The organism is Clostridioides sp. GD02404 (assembly GCF_045898275.1).
In the GTDB taxonomy this organism is placed as follows: domain Bacteria; phylum Bacillota; class Clostridia; order Peptostreptococcales; family Peptostreptococcaceae; genus Clostridioides; species Clostridioides difficile_A.
Genome location: NZ_JBJOCA010000012.1, coordinates 26226 through 52158, shown reverse-complemented (window position 1 = coordinate 52158; position 25933 = coordinate 26226). Strand labels below are relative to the sequence as shown.

At 28.2% G+C, this 25933-nt stretch carries 28 protein-coding genes and 1 other annotated feature; of the genes, 17 read left to right on the top strand and 11 right to left on the bottom strand.

Translation table 11 applies throughout. From position 1 onward, the window contains the following. Positions 1-95 precede the first annotated feature (95 nt). The 5 genes from Q3287_RS09080 (at position 96) to Q3287_RS09060 (ending at position 3551) form a co-directional block, all read left to right on the top strand. Positions 96-1751 carry a glycine rich domain-containing protein gene (locus Q3287_RS09080; protein ID WP_407963919.1) on the top strand — a complete coding sequence of 552 codons (1656 nt, stop codon included), beginning with the start codon at positions 96-98 and terminating at the stop codon, positions 1749-1751. A gap of 60 nt (positions 1752-1811) precedes the next feature. Further along, positions 1812-2042 (top strand): hemolysin XhlA family protein, encoded by a 231-nt coding sequence (locus Q3287_RS09075; protein WP_407963918.1) that lies wholly within the window; start codon positions 1812-1814, stop codon positions 2040-2042. 15 nt (positions 2043-2057) lie between these two features. Next, positions 2058-2318, top strand: coding sequence for a phage holin family protein (locus Q3287_RS09070; RefSeq protein WP_407963917.1), 261 nt, complete (start codon positions 2058-2060; stop codon positions 2316-2318). Between the two features lie 63 nt (positions 2319-2381). Then, a complete protein-coding gene (locus Q3287_RS09065) occupies positions 2382-3113 on the top strand; it encodes an N-acetylmuramoyl-L-alanine amidase (RefSeq protein ID WP_407963916.1) in 732 nt (243 codons plus the stop codon). A gap of 123 nt (positions 3114-3236) precedes the next feature. Then, positions 3237-3551 (top strand): hypothetical protein, encoded by a 315-nt coding sequence (locus Q3287_RS09060; RefSeq protein WP_407963915.1) that lies wholly within the window; start codon positions 3237-3239, stop codon positions 3549-3551. A gap of 158 nt (positions 3552-3709) precedes the next feature. On the opposite strand, the gene Q3287_RS09055 is transcribed toward Q3287_RS09060, so the two are convergent. Further along, positions 3710-4027 (bottom strand): hypothetical protein, encoded by a 318-nt coding sequence (locus Q3287_RS09055; protein WP_407963914.1) that lies wholly within the window; start codon positions 4025-4027, stop codon positions 3710-3712. Positions 4028-4404: 377 nt separating this feature from the next. Continuing rightward, positions 4405-4605: a hypothetical protein gene (locus Q3287_RS09050; RefSeq protein ID WP_407963913.1), complete on the bottom strand. Its 201-nt coding sequence runs from the start codon at positions 4603-4605 to the stop codon at positions 4405-4407. 252 nt (positions 4606-4857) lie between these two features. Here Q3287_RS09050 and Q3287_RS09045 point away from each other — a divergent pair, with 252 nt between their 5' ends. From Q3287_RS09045 to Q3287_RS09025, 5 genes are all read left to right on the top strand, one after another. Then, positions 4858-5076 carry a helix-turn-helix transcriptional regulator gene (locus Q3287_RS09045; protein WP_407963912.1) on the top strand — a complete coding sequence of 73 codons (219 nt, stop codon included), beginning with the start codon at positions 4858-4860 and terminating at the stop codon, positions 5074-5076. 17 nt (positions 5077-5093) lie between these two features. Continuing rightward, entirely contained in the window at positions 5094-5396 is a 303-nt protein-coding gene (locus Q3287_RS09040) for an HTH domain-containing protein (RefSeq protein WP_407963911.1), read from the top strand. 794 nt (positions 5397-6190) lie between these two features. Beyond that, complete coding sequence (locus Q3287_RS09035) at positions 6191-6586, top strand: BlaI/MecI/CopY family transcriptional regulator (protein ID WP_223195559.1); 396 nt, start codon at positions 6191-6193, stop codon at positions 6584-6586. Between the two features lie 25 nt (positions 6587-6611). Then, positions 6612-6995, top strand: coding sequence for a BlaI/MecI/CopY family transcriptional regulator (locus Q3287_RS09030; RefSeq protein ID WP_407963910.1), 384 nt, complete (start codon positions 6612-6614; stop codon positions 6993-6995). 242 nt (positions 6996-7237) lie between these two features. Next, positions 7238-8056 (top strand): MerR family transcriptional regulator, encoded by an 819-nt coding sequence (locus Q3287_RS09025; RefSeq protein WP_054276511.1) that lies wholly within the window; start codon positions 7238-7240, stop codon positions 8054-8056. 129 nt (positions 8057-8185) lie between these two features. Here Q3287_RS09025 and feoB read toward each other — a convergent pair whose 3' ends face one another. The 3 genes from feoB to Q3287_RS09010 form a co-directional block, all read right to left on the bottom strand. Then, entirely contained in the window at positions 8186-10306 is a 2121-nt protein-coding gene (gene feoB, locus Q3287_RS09020) for a ferrous iron transport protein B (protein ID WP_054270010.1), read from the bottom strand. A gap of 25 nt (positions 10307-10331) precedes the next feature. Then, positions 10332-10559, bottom strand: coding sequence for a FeoA family protein (locus Q3287_RS09015; RefSeq protein ID WP_003420037.1), 228 nt, complete (start codon positions 10557-10559; stop codon positions 10332-10334). A 320-nt stretch (positions 10560-10879) separates the two neighbouring features. Beyond that, positions 10880-11326 carry a GNAT family N-acetyltransferase gene (locus Q3287_RS09010; protein WP_054276512.1) on the bottom strand — a complete coding sequence of 149 codons (447 nt, stop codon included), beginning with the start codon at positions 11324-11326 and terminating at the stop codon, positions 10880-10882. A gap of 172 nt (positions 11327-11498) precedes the next feature. On the opposite strand from Q3287_RS09010, the gene Q3287_RS09005 reads away from it, so the two are divergent. Continuing rightward, positions 11499-12467 carry a DUF2232 domain-containing protein gene (locus Q3287_RS09005; protein WP_223195562.1) on the top strand — a complete coding sequence of 323 codons (969 nt, stop codon included), beginning with the start codon at positions 11499-11501 and terminating at the stop codon, positions 12465-12467. Positions 12468-12618: 151 nt separating this feature from the next. Further along, positions 12619-12871, top strand: a binding site (T-box leader). 72 nt (positions 12872-12943) lie between these two features. Continuing rightward, a complete protein-coding gene (tyrS, locus tag Q3287_RS09000; RefSeq protein WP_054276514.1) occupies positions 12944-14152 on the top strand; it encodes a tyrosine--tRNA ligase in 1209 nt (402 codons plus the stop codon). A 46-nt stretch (positions 14153-14198) separates the two neighbouring features. Here tyrS and Q3287_RS08995 read toward each other — a convergent pair whose 3' ends face one another. Beyond that, positions 14199-15080, bottom strand: a complete 882-nt coding sequence (locus tag Q3287_RS08995) for a polysaccharide deacetylase family protein (protein WP_407963909.1) — start codon at positions 15078-15080, stop codon at positions 14199-14201. 370 nt (positions 15081-15450) lie between these two features. Here Q3287_RS08995 and Q3287_RS08990 point away from each other — a divergent pair, with 370 nt between their 5' ends. The 5 genes from Q3287_RS08990 (at position 15451) to Q3287_RS08970 (ending at position 20749) form a co-directional block, all read left to right on the top strand. Further along, positions 15451-16395, top strand: a complete 945-nt coding sequence (locus Q3287_RS08990; protein ID WP_167640859.1) for a DMT family transporter — start codon at positions 15451-15453, stop codon at positions 16393-16395. A 222-nt stretch (positions 16396-16617) separates the two neighbouring features. Further along, entirely contained in the window at positions 16618-17163 is a 546-nt protein-coding gene (locus tag Q3287_RS08985; protein WP_407963908.1) for an NADH peroxidase, read from the top strand. 91 nt (positions 17164-17254) lie between these two features. Beyond that, positions 17255-18403: a DUF362 domain-containing protein gene (locus tag Q3287_RS08980; RefSeq protein WP_407963907.1), complete on the top strand. Its 1149-nt coding sequence runs from the start codon at positions 17255-17257 to the stop codon at positions 18401-18403. A gap of 52 nt (positions 18404-18455) precedes the next feature. Beyond that, the gene (locus Q3287_RS08975) at positions 18456-19721 is read left to right on the top strand and encodes a dihydroorotase (RefSeq protein WP_407963906.1); all 1266 of its coding nucleotides are present in this window, start codon (positions 18456-18458) and stop codon (positions 19719-19721) included. A gap of 32 nt (positions 19722-19753) precedes the next feature. Beyond that, the gene (locus Q3287_RS08970) at positions 19754-20749 is read left to right on the top strand and encodes a GNAT family N-acetyltransferase (protein ID WP_407963905.1); all 996 of its coding nucleotides are present in this window, start codon (positions 19754-19756) and stop codon (positions 20747-20749) included. Positions 20750-20874: 125 nt separating this feature from the next. Here the strand turns inward: Q3287_RS08970 and Q3287_RS08965 are convergent, their stop codons facing one another. The 5 genes from Q3287_RS08965 to Q3287_RS08945 form a co-directional block, all read right to left on the bottom strand. Next, positions 20875-22107, bottom strand: a complete 1233-nt coding sequence (locus tag Q3287_RS08965) for an ABC transporter permease (protein ID WP_407963904.1) — start codon at positions 22105-22107, stop codon at positions 20875-20877. Between the two features lie 2 nt (positions 22108-22109). Beyond that, a complete protein-coding gene (locus Q3287_RS08960) occupies positions 22110-22784 on the bottom strand; it encodes an ABC transporter ATP-binding protein (RefSeq protein ID WP_054270020.1) in 675 nt (224 codons plus the stop codon). A gap of 7 nt (positions 22785-22791) precedes the next feature. Next, the gene (locus tag Q3287_RS08955) at positions 22792-24021 is read right to left on the bottom strand and encodes an efflux RND transporter periplasmic adaptor subunit (protein ID WP_054270021.1); all 1230 of its coding nucleotides are present in this window, start codon (positions 24019-24021) and stop codon (positions 22792-22794) included. Between the two features lie 116 nt (positions 24022-24137). After that, positions 24138-24860, bottom strand: coding sequence for a HAMP domain-containing histidine kinase (locus Q3287_RS08950; RefSeq protein WP_236730070.1), 723 nt, complete (start codon positions 24858-24860; stop codon positions 24138-24140). Between the two features lie 305 nt (positions 24861-25165). Continuing rightward, complete coding sequence (locus Q3287_RS08945) at positions 25166-25840, bottom strand: response regulator transcription factor (RefSeq protein WP_054270023.1); 675 nt, start codon at positions 25838-25840, stop codon at positions 25166-25168. Between the last annotated feature and the right edge of the window lie 93 nt (positions 25841-25933).

Genomic DNA, 25933 nt, shown 5'->3' with positions numbered 1-25933 from the left:
TTACATTTTGCCTACACTTCATCTACACTTTGCAGACGTTTATAGTTTTAAAATTAGGTACAATAAAACCATAAATTGAGAAAGAGGTGGATTGAATGACAACAGTTTATGAATTTAATTGTACAGGAAGTGAACAAAGTGTTACATTAAAACCTGGCAAATATAAATTTGAATGTTGGGGTGGTAGAGGTGGTGCTACAGGTACTCCTTTTGAAAGCGGATTTTATTATGGTAAGGGTGGTTATTGCAGTGGTGAATTAATTTTAAGAAAAGAAACTACATTGTATGTTTATGTTGGCTTTGATGGTAAACGAGGTTATACTTCTGTTAATAATCAAAATGGTTGGACTTTTAATGGTGGTGGGTATGGTTCTACACGTAGCGGTGGTGGTGCTACTGATATAAGACTTGTTGGTGGCGAATGGGATAACGAACAAGGTTTGTTATCTAGGATAATTGTTGCAGGTGGCGGTGGTGGTACTTTTGATACTCATACTGGTGGTCATGGTGGTGGTTTACGAGGTTATCTTGGCACTTCTGCTACTTATTCTGTTGCTCATGGTGGTACACAATTTGAAGGTGGTCGTGGTAGATTAGAGGATGGTTCTTGTGATGGTTCTTTTGGAAAAGGTGCTAAACCTACTAATGTTTCTGCTTATTCTGGTGGTGGTGGTGGCTGGTTCGGTGGTTCTCGTGCTAATGGTTCTGAGTATGGAAGTGGTGGTGGAAGTGGTTATGTATTAACTAAAGATAGTTATAAACCATATGGATATATACCAACATCTGAATATTATTTTGAAAATGTCGTTATGACAACTGGTGGAAATACTACCGTTGTAAGTGGTTATTCAGATGGTCGTGCAAAAATAACATTACTTCAAGCATTACCTTTTTTAACTGTATCATCTTATAACTCAACTACTGCAACGTTTAAAGCAGACCACACAGACCCTACATTATTAACTAAAATAGAATATTTTATAGATGATGTATTAAAAGAAACTATAACAACAGCTTTGACAGAAGAAAAAACAATTAACTATACATTAGAAGATAATGCACTACACACACTTAAAATAGTAGTTACAGACAGTGCCAATGCAACTGCTGAAAAAGTTGTAAGTATAAGTAAGAATATAATGCCATTAGAGGATGATGCTAGTTTACAGGATATAGCAACTAAAGTTAGCGAAATGAAAGATGGTTTAAAAAGCGGAAAAAGAAGTATTGTAAATGTATTAGCGTTAAAAGATATAGATGCAAGTTTGAACAATACATTTGTTGAATTATCTGAAAAGGTAAAAGATTATTTTGATAGTGCAGATTATTTTTTTCAAGAAGCTAACAAAGGAAAAGAATTGATTGCAACTGCTATCGGCTCTCCTGCCACATCAGAACAAACATTTCAAGAGTATGCGAACTATATTACAGAGTTTAAAGGTATTATAACTGATTTACAGCAACAAGTTAATATGAGATATAAAATAAGTGCAGGTTCTTTCGAAGGAGAAGAAACAAAGCCATATAAGGTTACCTTCCCTTCTGTTCCTACTCATCTTGTAGTATTTTCAATAATGAACGAAAAAGAATGCTATTATACTCCATTGAAACAAAAATTAGAAAGTAATCCAGGTGATAGTACTGCTTATATTGAAATTAATGCAGATGGAAAAGGATTTAAAGCAGGAAGTACTAGTTATACAACAAGCAAAGGTCCATTTAAAGGATATTATATTGCTTGTTATAAGTAAAAGGTTTAGATAATATCTCTAAACCTTTTTTAATGCAAATTTACAATTTAGGAGGTTTTCATGAATGAAGAACTTTTCAAAGACAATTTGAAACGACATGAGGTAACAATAAATAAACATAATGATGAAATAGATGAATTAAAAGTAGCAAATATAGAGTCTAAAGCAGAGTTAAAGGCACTATGTGAGAATTTAAACTCACTCACAAGTATGCTCAAGTGGCTAATTGGAACAATAATTACAACACTTGTAGGGTTCTTTATATTTGCAATACAGAGAGGAATATTTTAATTAGGAGGAAAATAAATGGATAATTTAATAAGTTTCATACCAGAGCAGTTACTAATTTTAGTTGCTGCTCTTTATGTTATAGGAGCAGGTTGTAAGAAGTATAAACAATTAGATAACAAGTATATTCCAGTAGTATTATTGATACTTGGAGTAGGTTTTTCAGTATGGATGCTAGGATTAAATGCTGATGCAGTCTTACAAGGCGTGATTTGCTGGGGTATATCAATAGGTATAAATCAAACTTACAAACAGTTGAAGGAGGAAAATAAACAATGAAAATAGCAATAGTACCAGGACATACACTAACAGGTAAAGGAACAGGAGCAACTGGTTATATAGATGAAGGAAAAGAAAATAGAAATACTAACTGATTTAATTGTCAAATGGTTAAAACAAGGTGGAGCTACTGTATATACTGGAAAAGTAGATAAATCGAATAATTATCTATCTGAACAATGTCAAATAGCAAATAAACAAGACATAGACTTAGCAGTACAAATTCATTTCAATGCAAATAATACAACCCTAAAACCTATGGGTACAGAAACAATATATAAAACTAATAATGGCAAAGTGTATGCAAATAGAGTAAATGATAAATTAGCGACAGTATTTAAAAATAGAGGTGCAAAATCAGATGTAAGGGGCTTGTATTGGCTTAGTCATACAAAAGCACCAGCAATTTTAATCGAAGTATGTTTTGTAGATAGCAAAGCAGATACAGATTACTATATTAAAAATAAAAATACAGTTGCAAAGCTAATAGCTGAGGGTATATTAAATAAGAAAATAGATAATATTGAGGTGAAACAAATGTATAAACATACAGTGGTTTACGAGGGAGAAGTTGACAAGGTATTAGCACAAATAATTAGTTGGAACTACAAAGAAAATGAATGTAGAGTATGTGATATAAAAGACTATGTACCAGGTCATACAGAAAATCTATATGTTATTGGTGGAGGAGCATGTAATAAGATAAGTTCTATAACTAAGGAGAGATATACTATGATAAAGGGTAATGATAGATTTGATACACTTTATAAAGCCTTAGATTTTATTAATAGATAGATTAGTAGGTAGCAACTGTAGTTAGTTGTTACCTTCTTTTTTTATTTGTGTTGAAAAAGATATTTGTATATGTTAACTTATATAATAAGTTATAGATATATTATTAATGCGAGGAGATTAATTATGAAGAGGATAAAGTTAGTATTAACAACAGCATTATCTATTATTGCAGTGTTTCTAATATTACATTCAACTCCTACACTAGCACTAAAGACTCATGTATTTTTTAATGGATATTTCAAAGAAGCTATTATTACAGAAATAGTTGATGATGAGTTGCATAACAAAATAGACAAAGAAAAGTTGTCAAAAGAAAATGCAAAATGTTATACATTAACTAAACCTCCAATTGAGAAAGCTACAGAATCATACTTGAGAAATTATAAGGTCACTAAGAAAAGTCCTTTATATTTTGCTGAATATTATGGAGATTGTTAAATGTTATAATAATTTTTTATAGTATTTTCTCATAACTATTTAGTTATATTGGTTGATAAAAACAGGATGAAATCATATAATATTAGACAAGACAAAGGGTGATAGAGTAATACTATCACCTTTTTTATTGGTTATATCAGCGTTTTATTATAAATAGTTTATATAGTTATATATTTCCTTCTAATTAAATAATATAGCATTGTTGTTATAGTATATACTAATATTATTGCTATTATTGTAATATCTAATCTTCTTGTAAATAAGCCTATTGCTATATACTCAAGACCTGTTATATAGCGATAAAGTGCTTCTAGTTTAACAGTTTTTTTCTTATCTATATTTCCATATGTTGATTCTAATTTATTAAAATATTTTTTACTACAAAAAGCAGTTTTAGGTTTAATTAAATATATTATTGTAGTTCCTATTATAACTATTATTCCAATAAGTATAAGATTGATATTTCCAAAATCCATAGCAGATACCTCCTGTTAAATTTGCTTTTCTTAATCAAAGTATATCAGTAACACAAGTATAAAGAGTATCTAAAATATTACAAATATTAACATGATACATAAAACTATAGTATAAGTTGTAACAATAAAACGAACGAAAATTATCATACTAAAACATAAGACATGTTATAATTGTATTAGATATATACATTAACATACACCAAAGCACTCCTATAAAAAGAGTGCTTATTTTTTTGAAATACATTAAATGTATAAACTATCAATAACCTTACTCAACATACCTTAAAAACGATTTAAATAGGTCTTTTTCATAGAGTAAATTATATGATATAATAAAAAAATAGAAGTGTATTCGCAGTACACCTCTATATCTGTAACTAAGCATTCTCATGAGCGGGAGTGCTTTTTTCATTTCTCCAAACAACTTTGTTTGCTTCATCAATAATTATCAAATCAATCTTATTATCTTTCAATATTTCTGTTGCAGTACAAATAAGATTATCTAAGTCAAAACTTCGAGTTATTTCTAATTGTTTGTTATTTACAAGTCTTTTAAGTATGTAAGTATTGAAACACATTTATATCACCCCTTAAGCACTATAGCGAATGCACAAACATGGTTGTATATACTTCTTGTTGCATAAGTTTTGCCTACTTCAAATTTTATCATCTTAAATACCTCCAATAATTATTTTGTTAAGCATATTGTACACTATAAAGTGTCGTTTGTAAATATAAAAATGAAATTATTTAGTTTTCTTTGTAAAATAAAAATGGATAAAAGAAACTATATAGTGTATAATTGTATATAGAAAAGTGAGGTGTTTGGTATGTCAATTTCATTCGGAGAAAAGATAAAAATAATATTAAAAAGAAAAAATATAACTATAGGTGAGTTAGCCGAAAAATCAGGACAAACAAGACAAAATCTTTCAAATAAATTTTCAAGAGACAATTTTTCAGAAAAAGAAATTAGGGAATTTGCAAACGTGCTTGATTGTGAATTTGATTTTTATTTTACAACTAAAGATACAAATGAAAGAATATAATAGGAGGAAATTATTATATGAAAGTAACTTTGCATACAGGAGAACTTAATTTTTTTAGAGAACATGAGGTTGCAAAAAATTATATAGGAGATTTATTCTATCTTATAGAAGAATATAAGTTCTCAATGGAAACAGTATCTATTTTAACCAATATAGACATAAAGAAGTTAAATGAATTTTATATAGGAAAAGGAACTCTACACTATGATGAGTTAGTACTTATAAATAGTGTTGTTATAATGCCTTTTATAGATGTATTTAAAACCGCTAAACATAACTATGAAATGATAATTAAAAGCAGTAAAAAAGACATAGAATAGATATTTGATAGTTGTAAAATTATGTTATAATTAAAATGCAAGAGGCTACAATCTAAGGGCGAAAGTTTTCAGAAATCACCTTCGTATGAAAGTGGGTGAGTATATGAAAACACTTATGTTTATACTTGTTATAGCGTATTATATTACTATTATAATAAAATCTATTACAACAATAGTAAAGTCTATAACAAGATTATTAGATTCTATAAGTAAATTAAAATAATCTTTACATAAACTAAGAAATCGTCCTGACGGCAATCAAGACGATTTCAATGAATAAATCATTACTTAAATTATTTTGAATTTGAAACTTCGCTCTAGGCTAATAGATTGTAGTTTCTTTTTTATTTTTGATACGATTTTATATCTTTATTATATCACATTTTAACAAAAAATAAAACTGTGAATACTAGAAATATATTTTATCCATAAGTATATATATTATTGCCTACCTAAAAAACTTTCACAAAACCAAAAGAGTATATGTTTTTGATAACTTACCAATATAACTTATAATTCATTTTACAAGTTTTATTTAATAAATATTTATGCCACTAAATTCCTTTAGTTTTACCAATTTAGTATTATTCTACAATTAAAACAATACAATGCAACTAGTTATTATTCAACAGATATATTTGAAAATTGAATAAATTTATAGATATGAATAATATTTTTTATATATAAAAACAAACTAAAATAGTAGAATATATGGTAAGTTTTACCTGTAGTTTTTGTGTTAAAAAGCTCCTATTATTAGTTTAAGTTAGACTAAATGAGGAAGTGACATACAAATGGAGCAGCAAGAGGTAATGGCTAAATTGCGTAGAGGGGAACTATTGTTAATGGAATATATGTGGAGGAAAAAGTCTATTCTATATAAAAAAGAAATAATCTCGGCAATGCAAGAAAGGTATAAATGGAGAAAAAGTACTACAGAAATTCTCCTAAAAAGATTAGTAAAGATGAAAGTATTAAAAAAGAAAATAGTGAGTTTTAAATCTAATTATGAGGTGCTAGTAACTAAAAAAGAATATTTAAACGCTATAAGAGAAGAAAAAAATATAAATATAGATGATGATTTTTTTACTCGAATATTTACAACTATACATAGAAGGAATCAAATGATAGAAGAAAAATTTAAAAAATTCATAACAAATATAAAAGATATGATAAAAAGACAAGTTTGAGTTTTATAGAAAGAAGGGATATATTATGATAAATAAGAAATTACCAGATGCAGAACTAAAAATCATGAAGTTTATTTGGAACTCAAGTTATAAAACTGTAATATCGAAAGATGTTGCAGATGAGATAGAAAAAATATATGGTTGGAAACATACAACTACAATTACGCTTTTAACAAGGTTAACTAAAAAAGGTTTTTTAATCTCTCAAAGAATTGGAAAACATGTACACTATACAGTATTGGTGAAAGAAAAAAAATATCTAAAACTGGAAGGTAAAAGAATTTTTGGAGGTTTACATAACAATCCTCTATCAGAACTGATTTCAAAGCTACACGATGGAGAAGAAATAACAGAAGATAAAATAGCAGAAATAGGAGAATGGATAAAAACTTGGAAAGATGAAGATTGATGTATAAAAAGGTAGCACTTATATTAAGAGTTACCTTTTTATTGTTGTTGATAATTTTGTGGATAAGATGTGGAAAAGTTATATAAAAATTGTGGATAAAATATTTTACTGACATCTAACTGACATTTAAACTTTGAAATTAAAAATATATTGATTTTCTAAAATAATAATTACTTGATTTAGCCAATAATAAAGAATATAGTAACTATATAGACAACAAAACGAAAAGGAGTGTATAACCCTTGGAAAAACAGTATTTTACCACAGGAGAATTTGCAAAGTTGTGTGGAATATCTAAACAGACATTAATTTTTTATGATAAAATAGGGATTTTTTCTCCAGAATATAAAGATAAAAATAATTATAGATATTATTCGATTTATCAATATGATACATTAGACATATTACAATCATTAAGGGAAATAGGAATGAGTCTAGAGGAAATAAAAGAATATATACAAAATAGAAGTCCTCAACTTTGCGTGAAAATGCTTAAAGAAGAAGAAAAAAATATAAGAGAAAAAATAAAAAAATTAAGAAAAATAAGTTCAAAGATACAAAACAGAATAAATACAACAGTTGAAGGAATTTCTAAAATGAATAGTGAAGAAATTTATATGTCTAAAAGATTTGAGGAATACTTAGTCTTATCAAGTGACTTGACTAGTATAAGTAATGGCGATTTCATGATGGAATTAATAGATTTCACTAATTACTGTAAATCAAAAAATTTGTATCAAGGATATGAGTTAGGAGCAATAGTAAGTAATGAGAATATAAAAAATGGAGACTACTTAAGCATAGCAAGTTTTTATTTGAAAATAGATAAAAAAATAAAAGAAAAAAAGTTATATATAAAACCAGAGGGAATATATGCATGTATAAAGCATATTGGAAAATATGAAGACTCATATAAATCTTATGAGAAGTTGAAAAAATATATATATGAGAATGAATATAAAATTGTTGGAAATTCATATGAGGAGAGTATACTCGATTTCTTTTGTGAAAGTAATGAAGATAATTATATGACTGAGATTTCAATCCAAGTATCTAGATAAGAATCAAAAAGAGATATATTCAAACATTAAGTAATTATACTTAGTATTGAGTATATCTCTCTATTTTATAATAGTATATAAAGGTTTAAACAGTATCTATAAGGTACATTTAATGTCAGTAAATACTAATTATATGAATAAATTGTAAATTGTAGTTGTTAAAAAACAAACAACAAAAGCAAGTACAGTAGGCATTAAGAATCCTAAGGCAGTCCATTTTAGACTTCCAGTTTCTCTTTTTATTGTTAAAAGTGTTGTTGCACAAGGCCAGTGTAGTAAACTGAACAGCATAACATTTAAAGCTGTCAAATAAGTCCATCCATGTTCTCTAAGAACTTGACCTAAAGCACTAAAGCTATCTAATTCTATCATAGAGCCAGTTGCTAGGTAAGCCATCAGAAGTATAGGTATAACTATCTCATTTGCTGGGAAACCAAGAATAAAAGCCATCAATATAAAACCATCAAGACCAATTACTTTAGCTAAAGGGTCCAAAAAATTTGCAACATGTGATAATATGCTTAAATCTCCTATATAGATATTTGCAAATATCCAAGTTATTACACCAGCAGGTATGGCTACCATTACAGCTCTTCCTAAAACAAATATTGTTCTATCTATTATGGAAGTATATAAAGTTCTTCCTATTTGAGGAACTCTATAAGGGGGAAGTTCCAATGTAAAAGTTGAAGGAACTCCTTTTAATAATGTCTTAGACAGAGTATAAGAAACTAACAATGTTATTAAAACACCTAAAATTATCAATAAAGTTATACAAAATGCAGTTGCTATACTTGATACAAAAGAGCTAGTTATAACTGAGCTAAAAAATATTGTAGATATAGCTATTAGAGTAGGAAAACGACCATTACAAGGTACAAAGTTATTCGTAAGTATAGCTATAAGTCTTTCCCTTGGAGAGTCAATTATTCTACAACCAATGACTCCAGCTGCATTACATCCAAATCCCATACACATAGTCAAGCACTGTTTACCATGTGCACAAGCTTTTTTAAATAGGTGATCTAAGTTGAATGCAACTCTTGGCAAATATCCAAAATCCTCAAGCAAGGTAAATAATGGGAAGAATATTGCCATAGGAGGTAACATTACAGAAATTACCCATGCTAAGGTTCTGTACAATCCTAAAACCAACATATCATTTAACCATGATGGACAGTTAATACTATTTAACACGCTTGAAATACTTGGCTCAAATCCAAGTAGCAAATTAGACAGTAAAGTGGATGGATAGTTAGCACCTTCTATAGTAATCCACAATATAGTACCTAATAATAAAAGCATTATTGGAAGCCCAAATACTTTGGATGTTAATATTTTATCTACTTTTTCTTCTCTATCAGTTGATTTTTTAGGAATGTTAGAAGAACATTCCTCACTTAATTTTTTAGCATAATCATAGTTAATCTTAGTAAATTCATCTCTGATTTTCTGTTTATTTATATCATTTGGAACTTTTTTCTTTACTTCATTAATAGCATCTATTGAATCTTTATCTATATAGTTGCTCATAGATTCAAAAATACTTTCATCACCATCAATAAGTCTAAGACCTAACCATCTAGAATTTATATTTGGCATGATGTTATCCAATTCTGGCTGAATTGATTTTACCATATCTTCTATATTTTCACTATATTTTACAGGTTTATTATTGAACTTATATTTATCAAAAGACACATCATTTAAAGTATCTAATAGTTCATCCATACCAGAACCACTTCTTGCAGCAGTTAAAACAACTGGAATGCCAAGAGATTCCTCTAGGAGTTCTGTATTTATAGTAATTCCTTTTTTCCTAGCTTCATCTATTAAATTTATACATAAAATAACTTTATCTGTAAGTTCCATCACTTGAAACACCAAATTTAAATTTCTTTCAAGACATGTAGCATCACATACTACTATTACTGCATCTGGATTACCAAAACATATAAAATCGCGAGCCACAATTTCTTCTTGTGACAAGGCAAATAGAGAATATGTTCCTGGCAAATCGATTAATGCATACTCAGCATTTTTATATTTAAAATTACCTCGAGCCGTAGCTACAGTCTTTCCTGGCCAATTTCCAGTATGTTGTCTAAGCCCTGTAAGATGATTAAATACAGTACTTTTACCTGTATTTGGATTACCAGCCAATGCAATTACAAACTGGTCTTCTTTGTTATCTATATCAAACATGTCTTTTAAAGAACTCATTTTGGTTGAGTTGTGTGTCAAACCCATATTAATATCCTCCCGCTAGAAAATTTTAAATGTCAGAAACTAATATTAAGCTACTTTCTTCTTGTCGTAGAGCTATCTTACTACCTCTGATTTTGTAGACAGTTAAATTGTTTTTTGGACCTTTTCTAACTACATCTATAACAGCTCCTCTAGTAAGACCAAGCGCTAACATTCTTTCTCTTAAATTACCACTGGACAATATATCTTCAACTTTAACAGTTTTTTTCACTTGAATGTCGTTAAGGTTTTTCATAGTAGCACCTCCATGCATGAAATTTAGCCTGAGCTAATCTTCTTATTTTAAACTATGCATTATATTATTACCTTGTTACTTTCACAAAAAAAAGATAGGCAAGATGCCTATCACAAAGTTGGGTATAATTCTTACTTTTGGGGAAAGTAGAATATAGAATAAAAATTAACATTTTGAATCTATATAATTATTGAATCTTAATAATAAAAAAAGCCAGAAAGCAAAAAGCCTTCTGACTCCATATAAGGTATTTTCAAATACCTAAATATCAATTCAATATATTATTTATACTTAAATTATATATTAACAATATTAGCTTGTCAACACTGTAATCTCATTTTAATGTGTTCAATGCCAGCTTCGTCATACACTTCTGATATTTCTTTAAAACCACAAGATAAATAAAGATTCTTTACATAAGCTTGTGCTGATAAAGTTATATTGTTTTCATGTAAATTAATCTTTATAAAGTCTATAGCACAATCCATCATTTGTTTTGCTAACCCATTTTTTCTATGACTAGAGAGAACCAAAACTCTACCAATAGAAACATCATCATAAGAGCTATATTCTCTAGGTATTATTCTAGCATAAGCGCAAATCAATCCATCTTCTTTTAAAAATATGTGATAAGAGTTTTTATCTATATCATCATAATCGTTTAATGAAAATATTTTTTGCTCACAAGCAAATACTTCATATCTTGATTTTGCTATTTCATAAAACTCATCTAAACTTAAATCATTAAAGTGTTTAATTTTAAACATAGTAACTACCTCCTAGTGTCTTAAAAAACTGAATATTAAGATATATTATATCATTTCTAATATAGATACTTTCATTAAAATTTATATTTATTAAAAATATTTTAAAAAAGTGATATACTATATTAAAAATGAAGTTTTAATTAGAAAATTTATGATTTATGGAGGACTTGTTTTGAATACTACTAAAAAATTAACTGAAGCTGCTTTATTGTCATCTTTATTTATAGTAGTGACAATTATAGCTGTGGGTACTGGATTTGGATATGCTATTTATCTAGATTTTATAGTACCAATATTTTTTTGTATAATATGCTTAAAATGTGATTTAAAGTACACTGTTTTATCTGGAGTTACATCACTTTTAATAATTTCTTTAGTACTTGGAAATCTCGGAACTGCTATTTGGGCAAGTCAGAGTGTATTACTTGGTATAATGTGTGGTTATTTTATAAATAAACCTACAATGGTGATGGATGATTTAGTATATGGTTCAATATTTGGAATAATTGTAATGGTTTTTATTGATATATATGCTTCAGCATTAATAGGTTATAGTTTTATGAAAGAATTTCAGGGATATAGTAAATTAATTTATTTTAATGGATATGCAAATATTATTTATTATTTGATGATAGCATTGTTTCCATTTGGGATGGTCTTTTGTATATATTTTTTAAGTTTGATTTTAGGGCATAAATTGCATATATTAGGTTCAAATTCTTTAAAAAAATATTTGATATTTAAAAATTTTAGAAGTCTAAATCAATTTTTATGCTGTTCTAAGAAAGTTTTTTACATATGTGTTTCCTATTTAGTGATTTTTAAAATTTTAAAGTTATTAAATATTAAAGTTGATTTTGTTTATTTAAAAACAATCTTAATATCAATTGCTTACTTATGTGTTTATTTTATAGTTAGAGATTCATGTATGTCGTTGCAAAATTTTATAATATCTAAATTTAGAAAATTATTATATGCTAGAATTTCTTTTTTAATAATAATTTTATTATTATTTTTTATGTTTAATGTGACTATGGTTGGTTTAATAATAGTAAATGCGTTTTTAAATAAGAAAATAAATATAAGATTGAATCAAACTAATATTGTCAATAAACAAATTAATATCTTAATTGAAAAATAAATTTTAGATATTGGTAAAAAATATAAAAAGATAGTATAATGTAAAAAAACATGTATATAATAATAAAAAAGGTTGACAAAATGTAAAAATAATAATATATTATGAGTAAGTTAAGAAAAAATTCTTGTAATTGATGAAATAATCTGAATATATAAATGCTATGAAGAGAAGAAGTAGAGCTAAGTTTTATTTAACAGAGAGTTCCAGTTTGGTGAAATGGAATAAATTGATTTAGTTTGAATACATCTCAGAGCACTATCTCTGAAAGATAACAACCATTAAGAGATATCGGAGTAGTACACGTTATAGTACTTGGGTATATATAATTATACTCTAAGAGATTAATATCGTGAGATATTGATGAACTAAGGTGGTAACACGTAAGCAATGCTTTCGTCCTTTTAATAGGATGAAAGCTTTTTTTATTATAAAAATAAAAATTAAAGATTATATAAATATTTTAGGAGGAATGAAAAATGAAATCGATAGACGAGCAAATACGAATAATTATGAAAGGTGTAGACGATTTAATAGATGAAAAAGAGTTAAGAGAAAAGCTTATTAAATCAGAAAAAGAAGGAAAACCTATGATAGTAAAATTGGGTCTAGACCCAAGTGCTCCAGATATACATTTAGGGCATACAGTAGTTCTTAGAAAGATGAAGCAACTACAAGATTTAGGTCACCAAATAGTAATAATAATTGGAGACTTTACAGGTAAAATTGGAGACCCAACTGGAAAATCTAAGGCTAGAAAGGCTTTAACAACAGAACAAGTTCTTGCAAATGCGAAAACTTATGAAGAACAGATTTTCAAAGTTTTAGATAAAGAAAAAACTATTGTGAGATTTAATAGTGAGTGGTTAGCTAAATTAAATTTTGAAGATGTAATAAAATTAGCAGCAACTATTACTGTTGCAAGAATGTTAGAAAGAGAAGATTTCAAGAAGAGATATGAAGGGCAAATGCCAATATCAGTACATGAATTCTTCTATCCATTAATGCAAGCATATGATTCTATAGCGTTAGAAGCTGATATAGAGCTTGGTGGAACTGACCAAAGATTTAACTTATTGATGGGAAGATCATTACAAAGAGAGTTTGGCATGGAGTCTCAAATAGTAATAATGATGCCTTTAATAGAAGGATTAGATGGAAAAGAAAAAATGAGTAAGAGTTTAGGTAACTATATTGGGATAGATGAAGAAGCAGGAATAATGTACCAGAAATCTATGGAAATTCCTGATGAACTTATAATTAAATACTATAATTTAGTAACTGATGTTCATCCTGATGAAGTTAATAAAATAGAATCTCAGTTAAAAGACGGTTCAGTAAATCCAAGAGATATAAAAATGAACTTAGCGAGAGAAATAGTTACATTATATCATGGAGAAGAATCTGCTAAAGAAGCCGAAGAAAGATTTAAATCTGTATTCCAAAAAGGTCAAATACCTGAAGATATACAAACAATTCAAGTTAAGGAAGAAGGATTTGATTTAATTGAAGTATTAGTTGCTAATGAGATTGTTAAGAGCAAGAGTGAAGTTAGAAGATTAGCTTCTCAAGGTGGAGTAAAGGTAAATAGTGAAAAAGTAGAGGACTTAAGTGATATTGTTAAAGAAAGTGAATTAGTTGTTCAAATAGGAAAGAAAAAATTTGTAAAAATTGAACTAGTAAAATAGATTAAAATAAAAGGGATGTCTCTATTTTGAGACAACCCCTTTTTTATTATATTAAAATCTTAAATTGATAACCATTATCTTTAAAATATGTTATAATTTGGTCTAATGCATTTACTGTTTCTTGTTTTCCATAAGTATCATGCATTAAAAGAACAACCATTTCTTTACCTTCAGAAGATTTTTTTGCATGTTCAAATAACTCTTGAGCATTTTTCTTTTTACCTTCTGCATCAGCATTTAAAGCATTCCAATCAATTGATGCCATATTTTTCTCTTTTAAGTAGTTGCCTAGAGGCTCCATATTCTTCCAAGACATATATCCACCTGGGCATCTAACTACATTTGATGAGAAATTCTTTCCTAAAACTTTTTTCATAGCTTCATCAGTTTTGTTAAGTTCATTTACGAATGTATCAAGATTTAGGCTTCTGCCAGGATATAGTTTTTTATAGTCGTGAGTGTAAGAGTGATGAGCTATTGCATTTCCTTCATCAAATGTTCTTTTTAAAATTTCATTAGCACCATTTCTTTCAAGTGAATCACCTTTAATAAAGAAAGTTCCCCTAACACTATGTTTTTTCAAGATATCTAGGACTTGTGGAGTATTCGTAGTAGATGGTCCATCATCAAATGTAAGAAAGACTATCTTTTCTCCATTGTTTGAATAGTCGTATTTGCTAAGTTTATCCCAAACTAATTTTGCATCATATCCATATTCTTTTGCAGCTTCTTTTTTTGCACCAATAATAGGTTCGTTTTTTTCTTTTTCGATTCTTTCTTTTTCCAGCCTTTCAGCTTTAAGTCTTTCTTGAGTTTCTTTAATTTCTTTTTTTCTAGACATATCCGCCCATGCCATAGAAAAAATACCAATAACTATTACAACAATTATAGTAAGTGTAATAGTTTTCTTTTTTCTTCTTTTTACCATAAGTACAGCATTCCCCCTTTTGTCGAATTGTATCAAAAATATATTATAATTATATCGAAGAAAGTAGAAAAAGTAAACCGACAAAGTTGTAACTAAGATAACCAAAGTGTAACTTATTTGACATTATTTGCATAATATGAATATATAATATACTGAAGTTATCTATAAAAAAATTTAGTATAAGTAAAAAAATAAAAATTTATTAAAAAGGTGTTTACAAAAAATGATTAATATATTACTGTTAAATAGTGGATATAAATCTGAGCTCATGATAGATATAAATCTGGATTTAAAATACTGAAAAAATTTACTATATTTTTATAGTAATGCTTATAGAAAAACTCTCTTGCTGTTTAGGGGGTTTATAATTTTGCAAAAAAATAAAAAGGAGGGGGCTTTATTGAAAAAATACTTTGGAGAAATAGGACTAATATTTATAGCAATTATATGGGGAAGTGGCTTTGTAGCAACCCAATTTGCATTAGACGGTGGGCTTACACCTCTACAAATCATAACTTTAAGATTCTTCTTAGCAGCCGTAATTATGAACTTACTGTTTTTTAAACAGATTCGTGCTAGTATGGGAAAAAAATTGTTAAAGGCAGGAGGACTTTTAGGAATATTTTTATTCTTGGCTTTCACAGTACAAACCATTGGACTTATGTACACTACACCATCTAAGAATGCTTTTATAACAGCAGCAAATGTTGTAATAGTTCCATTCATAGGATTTATAATTTATAAAAGAAAACTTGATAAGATAGGGATAATAAGTAGTTTAGTAGCTCTTGTAGGGATTGGAATACTTTCTTTAGAAGCAGATTTTTCTATCAATTTTGGAGATTTACTAACACTTATATGTTCATTTGGATTTGCATTTCACATATTCTTTACAAGTGAGTTTGCAAAAGATAATAACCCAATGGCATTAACAGCTGTTCAATTTACTGTAGCATTTTTAATGTCTTTAGTAGTTCAGACATTTGCAGGGCAATTGAAAATGGAAGCTGAATTATCTGGATATATGGGAACTATATATCTAGCTATATTTAGTACTACAATAGGATTTTTGTTCCAAACTATATGTCAAAAAAGAGTTGATGGAACTAGAACAGCTATAATATTATCTACAGAAGCTGTATTTGGTACTATATTTTCTATAATAATTCTAAAGGAACTTATTACAGCAAAATTGGTTATTGGTAGTATATTAATATTTGTTGCAATCATAACAGCAGAAACTAAATTATCTTTTTTAAAGAGCAAAAAAGTGAAACTTAAAGATTCAAAAGAGTCTTCATTAGAAAGTATTTAATAAGACAGTTATTTCCTAATTAATCAAATAAACTATGTATTATGTAGAAATTTGACATCAAAACTTGGTTGATACTGGTGTTTCAAAGTGATAAAATTAATTAGGAAATAAATTTTATTTTTAGTGTTTAAACTACAAAGCCGGGGGTATATATATTCTTGTAGCAAGTTATTAAACTTAAAAATAAAAATTTAATTATATAAAATTGGGAGGAAATTAATTATGAAAAAATTTGTTTGTACAGTATGTGGATATATACATGAAGGAGATGCTGCACCATCACAATGTCCAGTATGTAAAGTTGGAGCTGATAAATTCGAAGAAATGAAAGGCGAAATGGTTTGGGCTGATGAACATAGAATAGGAGTAGCTCAAGGTGTAGATGCAGAAATAATCGAAGGATTAAGAGCTAACTTTACTGGTGAATGTACAGAGGTAGGAATGTACTTAGCAATGAGTAGACAAGCTGATAGAGAAGGTTATCCAGAAGTAGCAGAAGCTTATAAAAGAATAGCTTTTGAAGAAGCTGAGCATGCTGCTAAATTTGCAGAACTTCTTGGAGAAGTTGTAGTTGCAGATACAAAAGAAAACTTAAGAGTTAGAGTTGACGCTGAGTATGGTGCAACTGATGGAAAATTAAAATTAGCTAAGAGAGCTAAAGAATTAGGATTAGATGCTATACATGATACAGTACATGAAATGTGTAAAGATGAAGCTAGACATGGTAAAGCATTCTTAGGATTATTAAACAGACATTTTGGAAAATAATAATTAAAAATATAGATTAAAAGGAGAAACTTTGGTTTCTCCTTTTTTAAATTATAAAAATAAACTGTTGCGATAAAAAGGTGGAAATAATATGAAATCAGTATCTGTTAGGAGTTGCAAAACTTACAATTATGAAGATGTGAGGTGTTCTATTGAAAAAAATTTAGATGATATTGGAGGAATTGATAAATTTGTTAAAAAAGGAAGTAAAGTACTTGTAAAACCAAATTTATTGATGAAGAAAAGACCTGAAGAAGCTACAACTACACATCCTATGGTTGTGAGAGTTGTATGTGAAAAGCTTTTAGAGTTAGATTGTGATATTACAATAGCAGATAGCCCAGGTGGTCCATATAATCAAAGTTCTCTTAAAAGTATATATAAGGCATCTGGAATTGAAGAGGTAGCAAATGATTTGGGTATTAAGTTAAATTATGATGTTTCAGATGTTAAGATACATAGTGAAAAAGCACATGTTTTAAAATATATGGATATTATTAAACCAATATTAGATGCAGACTATGTAATAAATCTTTGCAAATTAAAGACACATATGATGGCAACTTTTACTGGTGGTACAAAAAATCTGTATGGATGTATAGCTGGATTGAAAAAAGCAGAAATACATTATAGATTTCCTACAGAAGAATTATTTTGCGAAAATGTGCTTTTGGATATTTGTGATTATGTGAAACCGACATTGACAATTATGGATGGAATAGTAGGTATGGAAGGTGATGGTCCCTCAGCTGGAACCACTCGAGAAATAGGTGTATTATTAGCATCACAAAATCCATATGCTATAGATGTAGTTGCATGTAAGATTATAAGCTTACTTCCAAATAGAGTTGCTACAATTAGAGGTGCTATAAAAAGAGGTTATATAGAAGCAGATTTTTCAGATATTGAGATTGTAGGAGAAGATATAGATGATTTAATTATAAAAGACTATAAAGTCCCAAATGTAAGTAAAGACTTAAGATTATTTTCTGTAAAACTACCAAAATTTTTAAATGAGCCTATTTCAAAACTTATAACACCAAAACCTGTGGTTAGATTCCAAGATTGTATAAAATGTGGAAAATGTAAAGAAGCTTGCCCTGCAAGTACTATAGAAATGGGAACTAAGGGAGCCATTATAGACTTAAGTAAATGTATACGATGTTATTGTTGCCATGAACTTTGTCCTAAAAAGGCTATTGATGTCAAACGTAATTTTGTATTTAAGTATGTAAAATAATGTATAATATTATATGAGTCTATATAAATGAAAAGTATAAAGGAGAAATAAGATGATTTTAATTAAAAATGGTAGAGTGATAGACCCTAAGAGTCAAAAAGATGAGAAAATTGATTTAATTATAAAAGAAAATAAAATTTATAAAATAGGTAAATTTGATGAAAGTGATGAGTATGAAAAGGTATTAGATGCTAGTGGTAATATAATTGCGCCAGGTCTAGTAGATGTACATGTTCACTTTAGAGACCCAGGATTTACATATAAAGAAGATATAGAAAGTGGAGCTAAAGCTGCTGCTAGAGGAGGATTTACAACTGTTATATGCATGGCAAATACTAATCCTATTGTAGATAATGAAGATACTTTTAATTATATTAAGGAAAAGTCAAAAAGTGCATGTATAAATGTTTTACAAGCAGCTGCTATAACTAAAGGTTTTGAAGGTAAAGAATTGGTTGATATGGAAAATCTTAAAAAAGCTGGTGTACCTGGGTTTACTGATGATGGTTTACCTCTAATGGACAGCAATCTAATTATGGAAGCTATGATTAAAGCAAAAGAATTGGATGTACCACTTAGTTTTCATGAAGAAGACCCTTCTTTAGTTGGAAATCCAGGTGTGAACGCAGGAAAGATAGCTTCAGAGATAGGATTAAAGGGCGCATCAAGTGTGGCAGAAGATGTTATGGTAGCTAGGGATTGTATGCTGGCACTAAAAACTGGTGCGAAGATTGATATACAACATATAAGTTCTGGAGTATCTGTTGATATGGTTAGATTTGCAAAATACCTTGGTGCAAATGTAGTTGCAGAAGCTTCACCACACCACTTTACATTGACTGAAGAAGATGTATTAGAGTTTGGAACAAATGCAAAAATGAATCCACCTTTAAGAAGTAAGTGGGATAGAGATAAGATTATAGAGGGATTAAATGATGGTACTATTGAGATAATAGCAACAGACCATGCACCTCATAGTAAAGAAGAAAAAGACAGAGAATTCATAAAAGCTCCAAGTGGAATTATTGGGTTAGAGACTTCTTTATCTCTTGGAATAACAAACTTAGTTCATAAAAACCATCTTAGTATGATGCAGTTAATCGAAAAAATGTCTACAAACCCTGCAAAATTATACAATTTAAATGCTGGTTTTATAGAAGAAGGTGCAATAGCAGATATTGTTATATTTAATCCTGAAGAAGAATGGACAGTTGAAAGCTTTGTGTCTAAAGCTGATAACTCACCATTTAAAGGTAAGACTTTATATGGCAAGGTTAATTATACAATATGTAATGGAGAGATTGTATATAACGCTTAACTTAGCAGTATCTTTTAAAGGCGGTGAATACAATGATTGAAAGTAAAAGATTATATATTAGGAAGATGAATCATAATGACCTTGATGAAATAAGTAAGATTTTACAAGATATAGAGGTAATGTATGCTTGGGAACATGCTTTCTCTGATGAAGAAGTTTTAGAATGGATTGATAGAAATATACAAAGATACGATAATGATGGATATGGATACTTTATTGCTATAGATAAGGAAAGAGAAGATGTAGTTGGACAGATAGGTCTTATAAAGCAGGACATAGGATTAGGAATAGGATATATAATAAAAAAAGAATATTGGAACCAGGGATATGCTACTGAAGGTGCAATTGCTTGTATAGATTATGCTATTAAAAATCTAAGTGCAGATACTTTAGTAGCAGATATAAGACCTGAAAATACAGCATCTATAAATGTAGCAAAAAGACTAGGTATGAAAAAAACATCAGAGTATGATAAGATTTACAAAGGAAAAGTAATGAAACATGATATCTATCAACTAGAAGTAAGTGGATTAACTACAAAGATTGTTGAAGTAGTAGAATATAATCCAAATTGGAAGTATGAGTTTGAAAAGTTAAAATCTACACTAGAAAAGGTATTAGGAGATTCAATTTTAAAAATAGAGCATGTTGGTAGTACTTCTGTTGAGGGGCTTTCTGCAAAGCCAAGATTGGATGTTGATATAGTAATTGAAAACTACAATTACTTAAATGATGTTATAAGTAAATTAAAGAAATTAGGGTATAGACATCTTGGGAATTTAGATATAGAAGGAAGAGAAGCTTTTTTATATGAGACAACTGACTTTATGGAACATAATTTATATGTATGTCCTAAAAATGGAAAAGGATATTTAGAACATATTAAATTTAGAGATTATTTAAGGTTAAATCCAGATAAGGTCAAAGAGTATTCTAACTTAAAGAAAAAACTAGCAAAACTTTATAGATATGATGTTAATGCTTACTGTGACAATAAAACAGATTTTATAAGAAAAATAATAGACTAGAAACTAAAGAACGCACTACTATATTTGAAGAAGATTAAATTCTTAATCTATCATATATAATAGTGCGTTATATATTAAACCTGTTTTATATAAGTAAATCTAAAAATTATAAATTTAGACAGTGTCTACTTATAAATTGCCTTTATAGGGTCTAGTTTAGAGGCTTTAAAGGCTGGGATTAAACCAAACACAACCCCAGTTAATATAGTAGCTACAATAGCGTAAAATAAGCTATTTAAACTAGGAATTGCTTCAAATCCAATGTATTTAGAAACATAATTAGTAGCAATAAATCCAACTATAGTTCCTAAAATTCCACCACATACTGTTATAAATACAGCCTCAACTAAAAACTGAAATAATATAGACCTAGGTTTTGCACCAATAGCACGTCTTATACCAATTTCTCTTTGTCTTTCCATAACAGAAACATACATTATATTCATTACACCAATACCACCAACAAACATTGCAACTACAGTTATTATAGATACATATTTGTTTACATTAGAATTAATGCTTTCAAGATAAGCTGTCTGTTCAGTTGGGTCTGGTGTAGTATAAGAACCATTGATACCAGGATGCATCTCATATAGTTTAGCTATAACATTGTTTGCAACTTCATTCACATTATACCCATTAGAAGACACTAAGTCTAACTGATAGATTTCATTTGAATAAGAATTTTGACTCATTAAACTGTCAAAAGCCTTTTTAGGTATAAGAGAAGTAGTAAACTGCATATCTTGATAACCACCAAAGAATCCCATATTTTGATTTTGCTGAGAATCATCTAGTACTCCAATTATTTCAAATATAGTTCCATTTATATTGATACCATTACCTAAAGCATCTTCTGGGTTTTCAAAAATTTCACTTGTACTTTGTAATGTAAGTAAAATTACTTTTCTTTTTTCATCATCTAAAGAAAAATCTCTACCACAAACTAAATTTATTTTAGAATCCTTTTTTAATGGTCCTACATCAACATAAGTACTCTTTTTATCAAAAAATGCTTGTGAAGAATAAGTTGAATCAAGATTAAACCCATCTCTTGATGGAGCTATTCTTTCTACACCCTCAACAAATGATAATTCTTCTAAGTCTTTTGCATTAAATGGTTTTAAAAATATACTCATATCATCAGTAAGGCCTGTGTTATCAGCAGATTCAAACGAAATAGTAGTTTTATTAGGGTTTACATTGTTTACAGATTTTTTAATTTCTTTCTGAAACCCATTACCTATAGAACTAACAAGTATTACTGAAGTTATTCCTATTATAATCCAAAGTAAAGCTACAAAGACACGAAGTTTGTGTCCTTTTAAGTTAGCCAAAGAATTTTTTAATAAGCTCATGATTACACCTCCGAAGTAAACACACCATCTTTAAGTCGTATGACCTTAGTTGCATACTTAGTTAAATCTTGATCATGTGTAACCATTATTATAGTCTTACCTTGTTCATTAAGTTTTGTCAAAAGTTCCATAATTTCTTTGCTGGTTTCGCTATCTAACGCTCCTGTTGGTTCATCAGCAAAGATTATTTGAGGGTCATTTGCCAGACAGCGTGCAATAGCTACACGCTGTTGCTGACCACCAGATAACTGAAGAGGCTTTTGTTTAAGTTTATCCAAAAGTCCAACAGATTTTAATTTATCTTCAACAATTTCTTCTCTTTCAGATTTTTTTAGCGCCTTATTGTAGATTAGAGGTAACTCTACATTTTGATATACATTTAAAGTTTCTATTAAATTAAATTGTTGAAAAACAAATCCAATATTAATATTTCTAAAAACAGAACGTTCATTTTCACTCAAATTAGTTACATCTGTTCCATCAAATATATATCTTCCTTCATCAAATACATCAAGAAAACCTAAGATATTAAGTAAAGTAGTTTTACCACTACCAGATTTACCCATTATCATTACAAATTCTCCAGAATCAATTTCTAAGTTTAAGGATTTTAAAACATGTAATTCATCTTTCCCTACTTTATAATACTTTTGAATATTTTCTAATTTTATTAACATATGTAAATTAATTCACATCCATAGTAACTTCTTTTACTTTTTTATTTGGAGTAGCATCTCCATTATTAGAACCTGCAGTTACGCCATCGCCTTGAACTGGGTTTCCTTCTTTCATTTCTTTAGTAGGGTGTTTTATTACTATATCGCCTTGCTCAAGACCGCCTCTAACTACAGCAAAATCATCATTTTGACTTGCTACATCTACAATTTGTTTTTTCAATATACCATCTAAATCCTTAAATACATATGAGTGTTTTTTGTCTTTAAGCACACAAGATGCTGGTATTTTAAAGCTTGAACTAGCTACTTCAAGTGATGCTTGAAGATGGAAACCATTTACTAATCCTTCTTGATTATCAAATGCTATGTTTATATCATAATAAGATAGAGTATTCTGTTGAGCTCCCATCTCAGTATTTGGAGTAGATGGCTTATCAGATATAAAACTTATTCTACCAGTAAGTTTTTGGTCAGTTGAGAAAACTAATATATTAACCATTTGGTCAATTTTCATTTTAGGTAAATCTTGCTCACTTGCTTGTCCTTTCATATAAAACTCTAGACCTTGAATAGTCATAAATGAAGCTGGTTGTTCTGGATTTCCAGTTTGGTCATTTAAGTATACAGTGCCATCAAAAGGAGCAGTGACACTATCATATGCTTTCTTATCTAAAGAAGCTATTTGAGAGTTTAAAGCAGTTATCTGAGCATTTATAGAAGCTATAGCATCTCTATTTTCAGTAATATCAGAAAGTGATATTTTCTGTTTTTTGTATTGGCTAAGTTGTGATTTCAAACTATCTATTTCTGCTATTATAGTTGGATTTTTAGCAGTAAAAAGAAGGTCTCCTTGATTTACTTTTTGACCGTTTGTAACATTAACAGCACTTAGTTCATAATCTCCAGAAATATTAAAGTCTTTAGTCTGTTTAGGAACAACCATACCATTTATAAATATTTTCTCATTTTCAGGAACAGTATATGTTTCTATAAAGTTTTCATTAGCTTGTAATTTAGTGTTTTTTGCATCATTGTAAGCAAGTACCCCTAAAATTAGAAGTATGATTATTACTATTCCTGCATAAATTTTGAATCTTTTATTTTTAAAGGGATTGTTTTTAAAACCTTTATTTTTAGCTTTGAAGCCACTACTTCCAAAACTACTACTTCTAAAGTTGTTACTTTTGAAGCTGCTATTTCTAAATTTTTTCTTTTTAAATTTTTTTAGAAAAGACATGTCTTCCTCCTTTTTATAAAAACTATTTATTATATACTGGGATGTACATATAGAATCATTATTAAGAAGCCTGTTGAATATAAGTTAAATAGAAATAAACTATCAATATTAAGATACTATAAATCGCATTTGAATGTAATAGTAAATTTTGTATATTGATTGTACTCTGAATCTACATCAATTTTATGGCCAAGTTTATCACAAAGTTCCTTTGCTAAATAAAGCCCAAGTCCTGTAGATTTAGCGTTATTCCTTCCATTATTACCTGTAAATCCCTTATTGAATATTCGATTTAAATCTTCCTTTTTTATACCACAACCAGTATCTTCCACTCTTAATTGTAAATAATTTTTGGTTGTTTTGCAATAGATAGATATATTATCTCCTAATGAGGAATATTTTAGGGAATTACTCAATAATTGCTCGAATATGAAGTAGAGCCATTTCTCGTCTGATAAAACTTTAAAATTCAAATTATTTAAGCCTAAAATTATTTTTTTTGAAATAAAATATTTTGAATATTTTCTTATAATATCTCTAATAATTTTTTCAATGTTCACTTCTTGAATCAAAAAATCTTTATGAAAATCTTCAAGTTTGGATAAATATAAAATTTTTTCAACAGAATTTTCAATTCTAAATATTTCATTATCTATATCATTAGAAATTTTTTCATCAATTAAATCCTCATTCTGCTCAAGCGTAAGTTTTATTATTGCGATAGGCATCTTTATATCGTGTACCCACATACTCATAATCTCTTTATTTTCTTCAAACTTCTTAACATTATTGTTTATTATTTTATTACACTTATATTGATAATTTTTAATGGTGTTCAAATATATTTTTTCTTCATTTTTACATTTAATTAATTCTATATCATGGCTATTAATCTGAGCTATATCATTTTTTATGTTATTTAAAAATTTATTCTTTTTTATGTAGCTAATTAGTAGATATAACAATAAAAATACGACATTTATAATTAATATATATAAAATAGTGTCAGTTAAAAAAATATCTACAGGGGAAAAAAGAATAACTGTTATTGTAAAAATTAAGAAAGTAAAATTGTATATCAAAAATCCGAGTTTGTCTTTGAGAAAATCTTTAAAGCTCATAAATTCACCTACTTAGAGTTGTTTTAATTGATTATATAACCTAATCCTCGTTTTGTATCTATAAAATCTTCCAACCCAATTTCATTTAATTTTACTCGTATTCGGTTTACATTTACAGTTAATGTATTATCATCTACAAACCAATCATTATCCCATAATTTTTTCATAAGTTTATTTCTGCTAACTATTTGCCCCTTATATTTCATAAGCTCATGAAGAATCTTAATTTCGTTTTTGGTTAATTCAACAATATTGTCTTCATATTTTATGGTCGCAGTTGATAAATCTAAGATAACACCATTATGAACAATTTGATTTGAATTATTCTCAACAAAATTATAAGTTCTTCTTAAGAGTGCATTAACTTTAGCTACTAAAACATCTATAGAAAATGGTTTTTGTATATAATCATCTGCTCCCAGATTTACACCCATTATTACATCCATGTTGGAGTTTCTTGAAGAAATAAAAATTATAGGAACTTTTGAAATTTTTCTTATTTCATTGCACCAATGAAAACCATCATAAAATGGAAGATTTATATCCAATAAAACTAATTGTGGTTCATAGTTTTTAAATTCTTCTATGATGTTTTCAAGATTTTCTATTTGATACACATCATGTCCCCATTTAGAAAGACATTCTGCTATGATATTCTTTAATGAAACATCATCTTCAATTACCATTATTTTAAACATTCTTACCTCCTAATTCAAAATAGTTATATTAACATAACCTTATTTTACTTGATAAATTAAAATATTTCTACCTTATAATCTAAAATAATTATA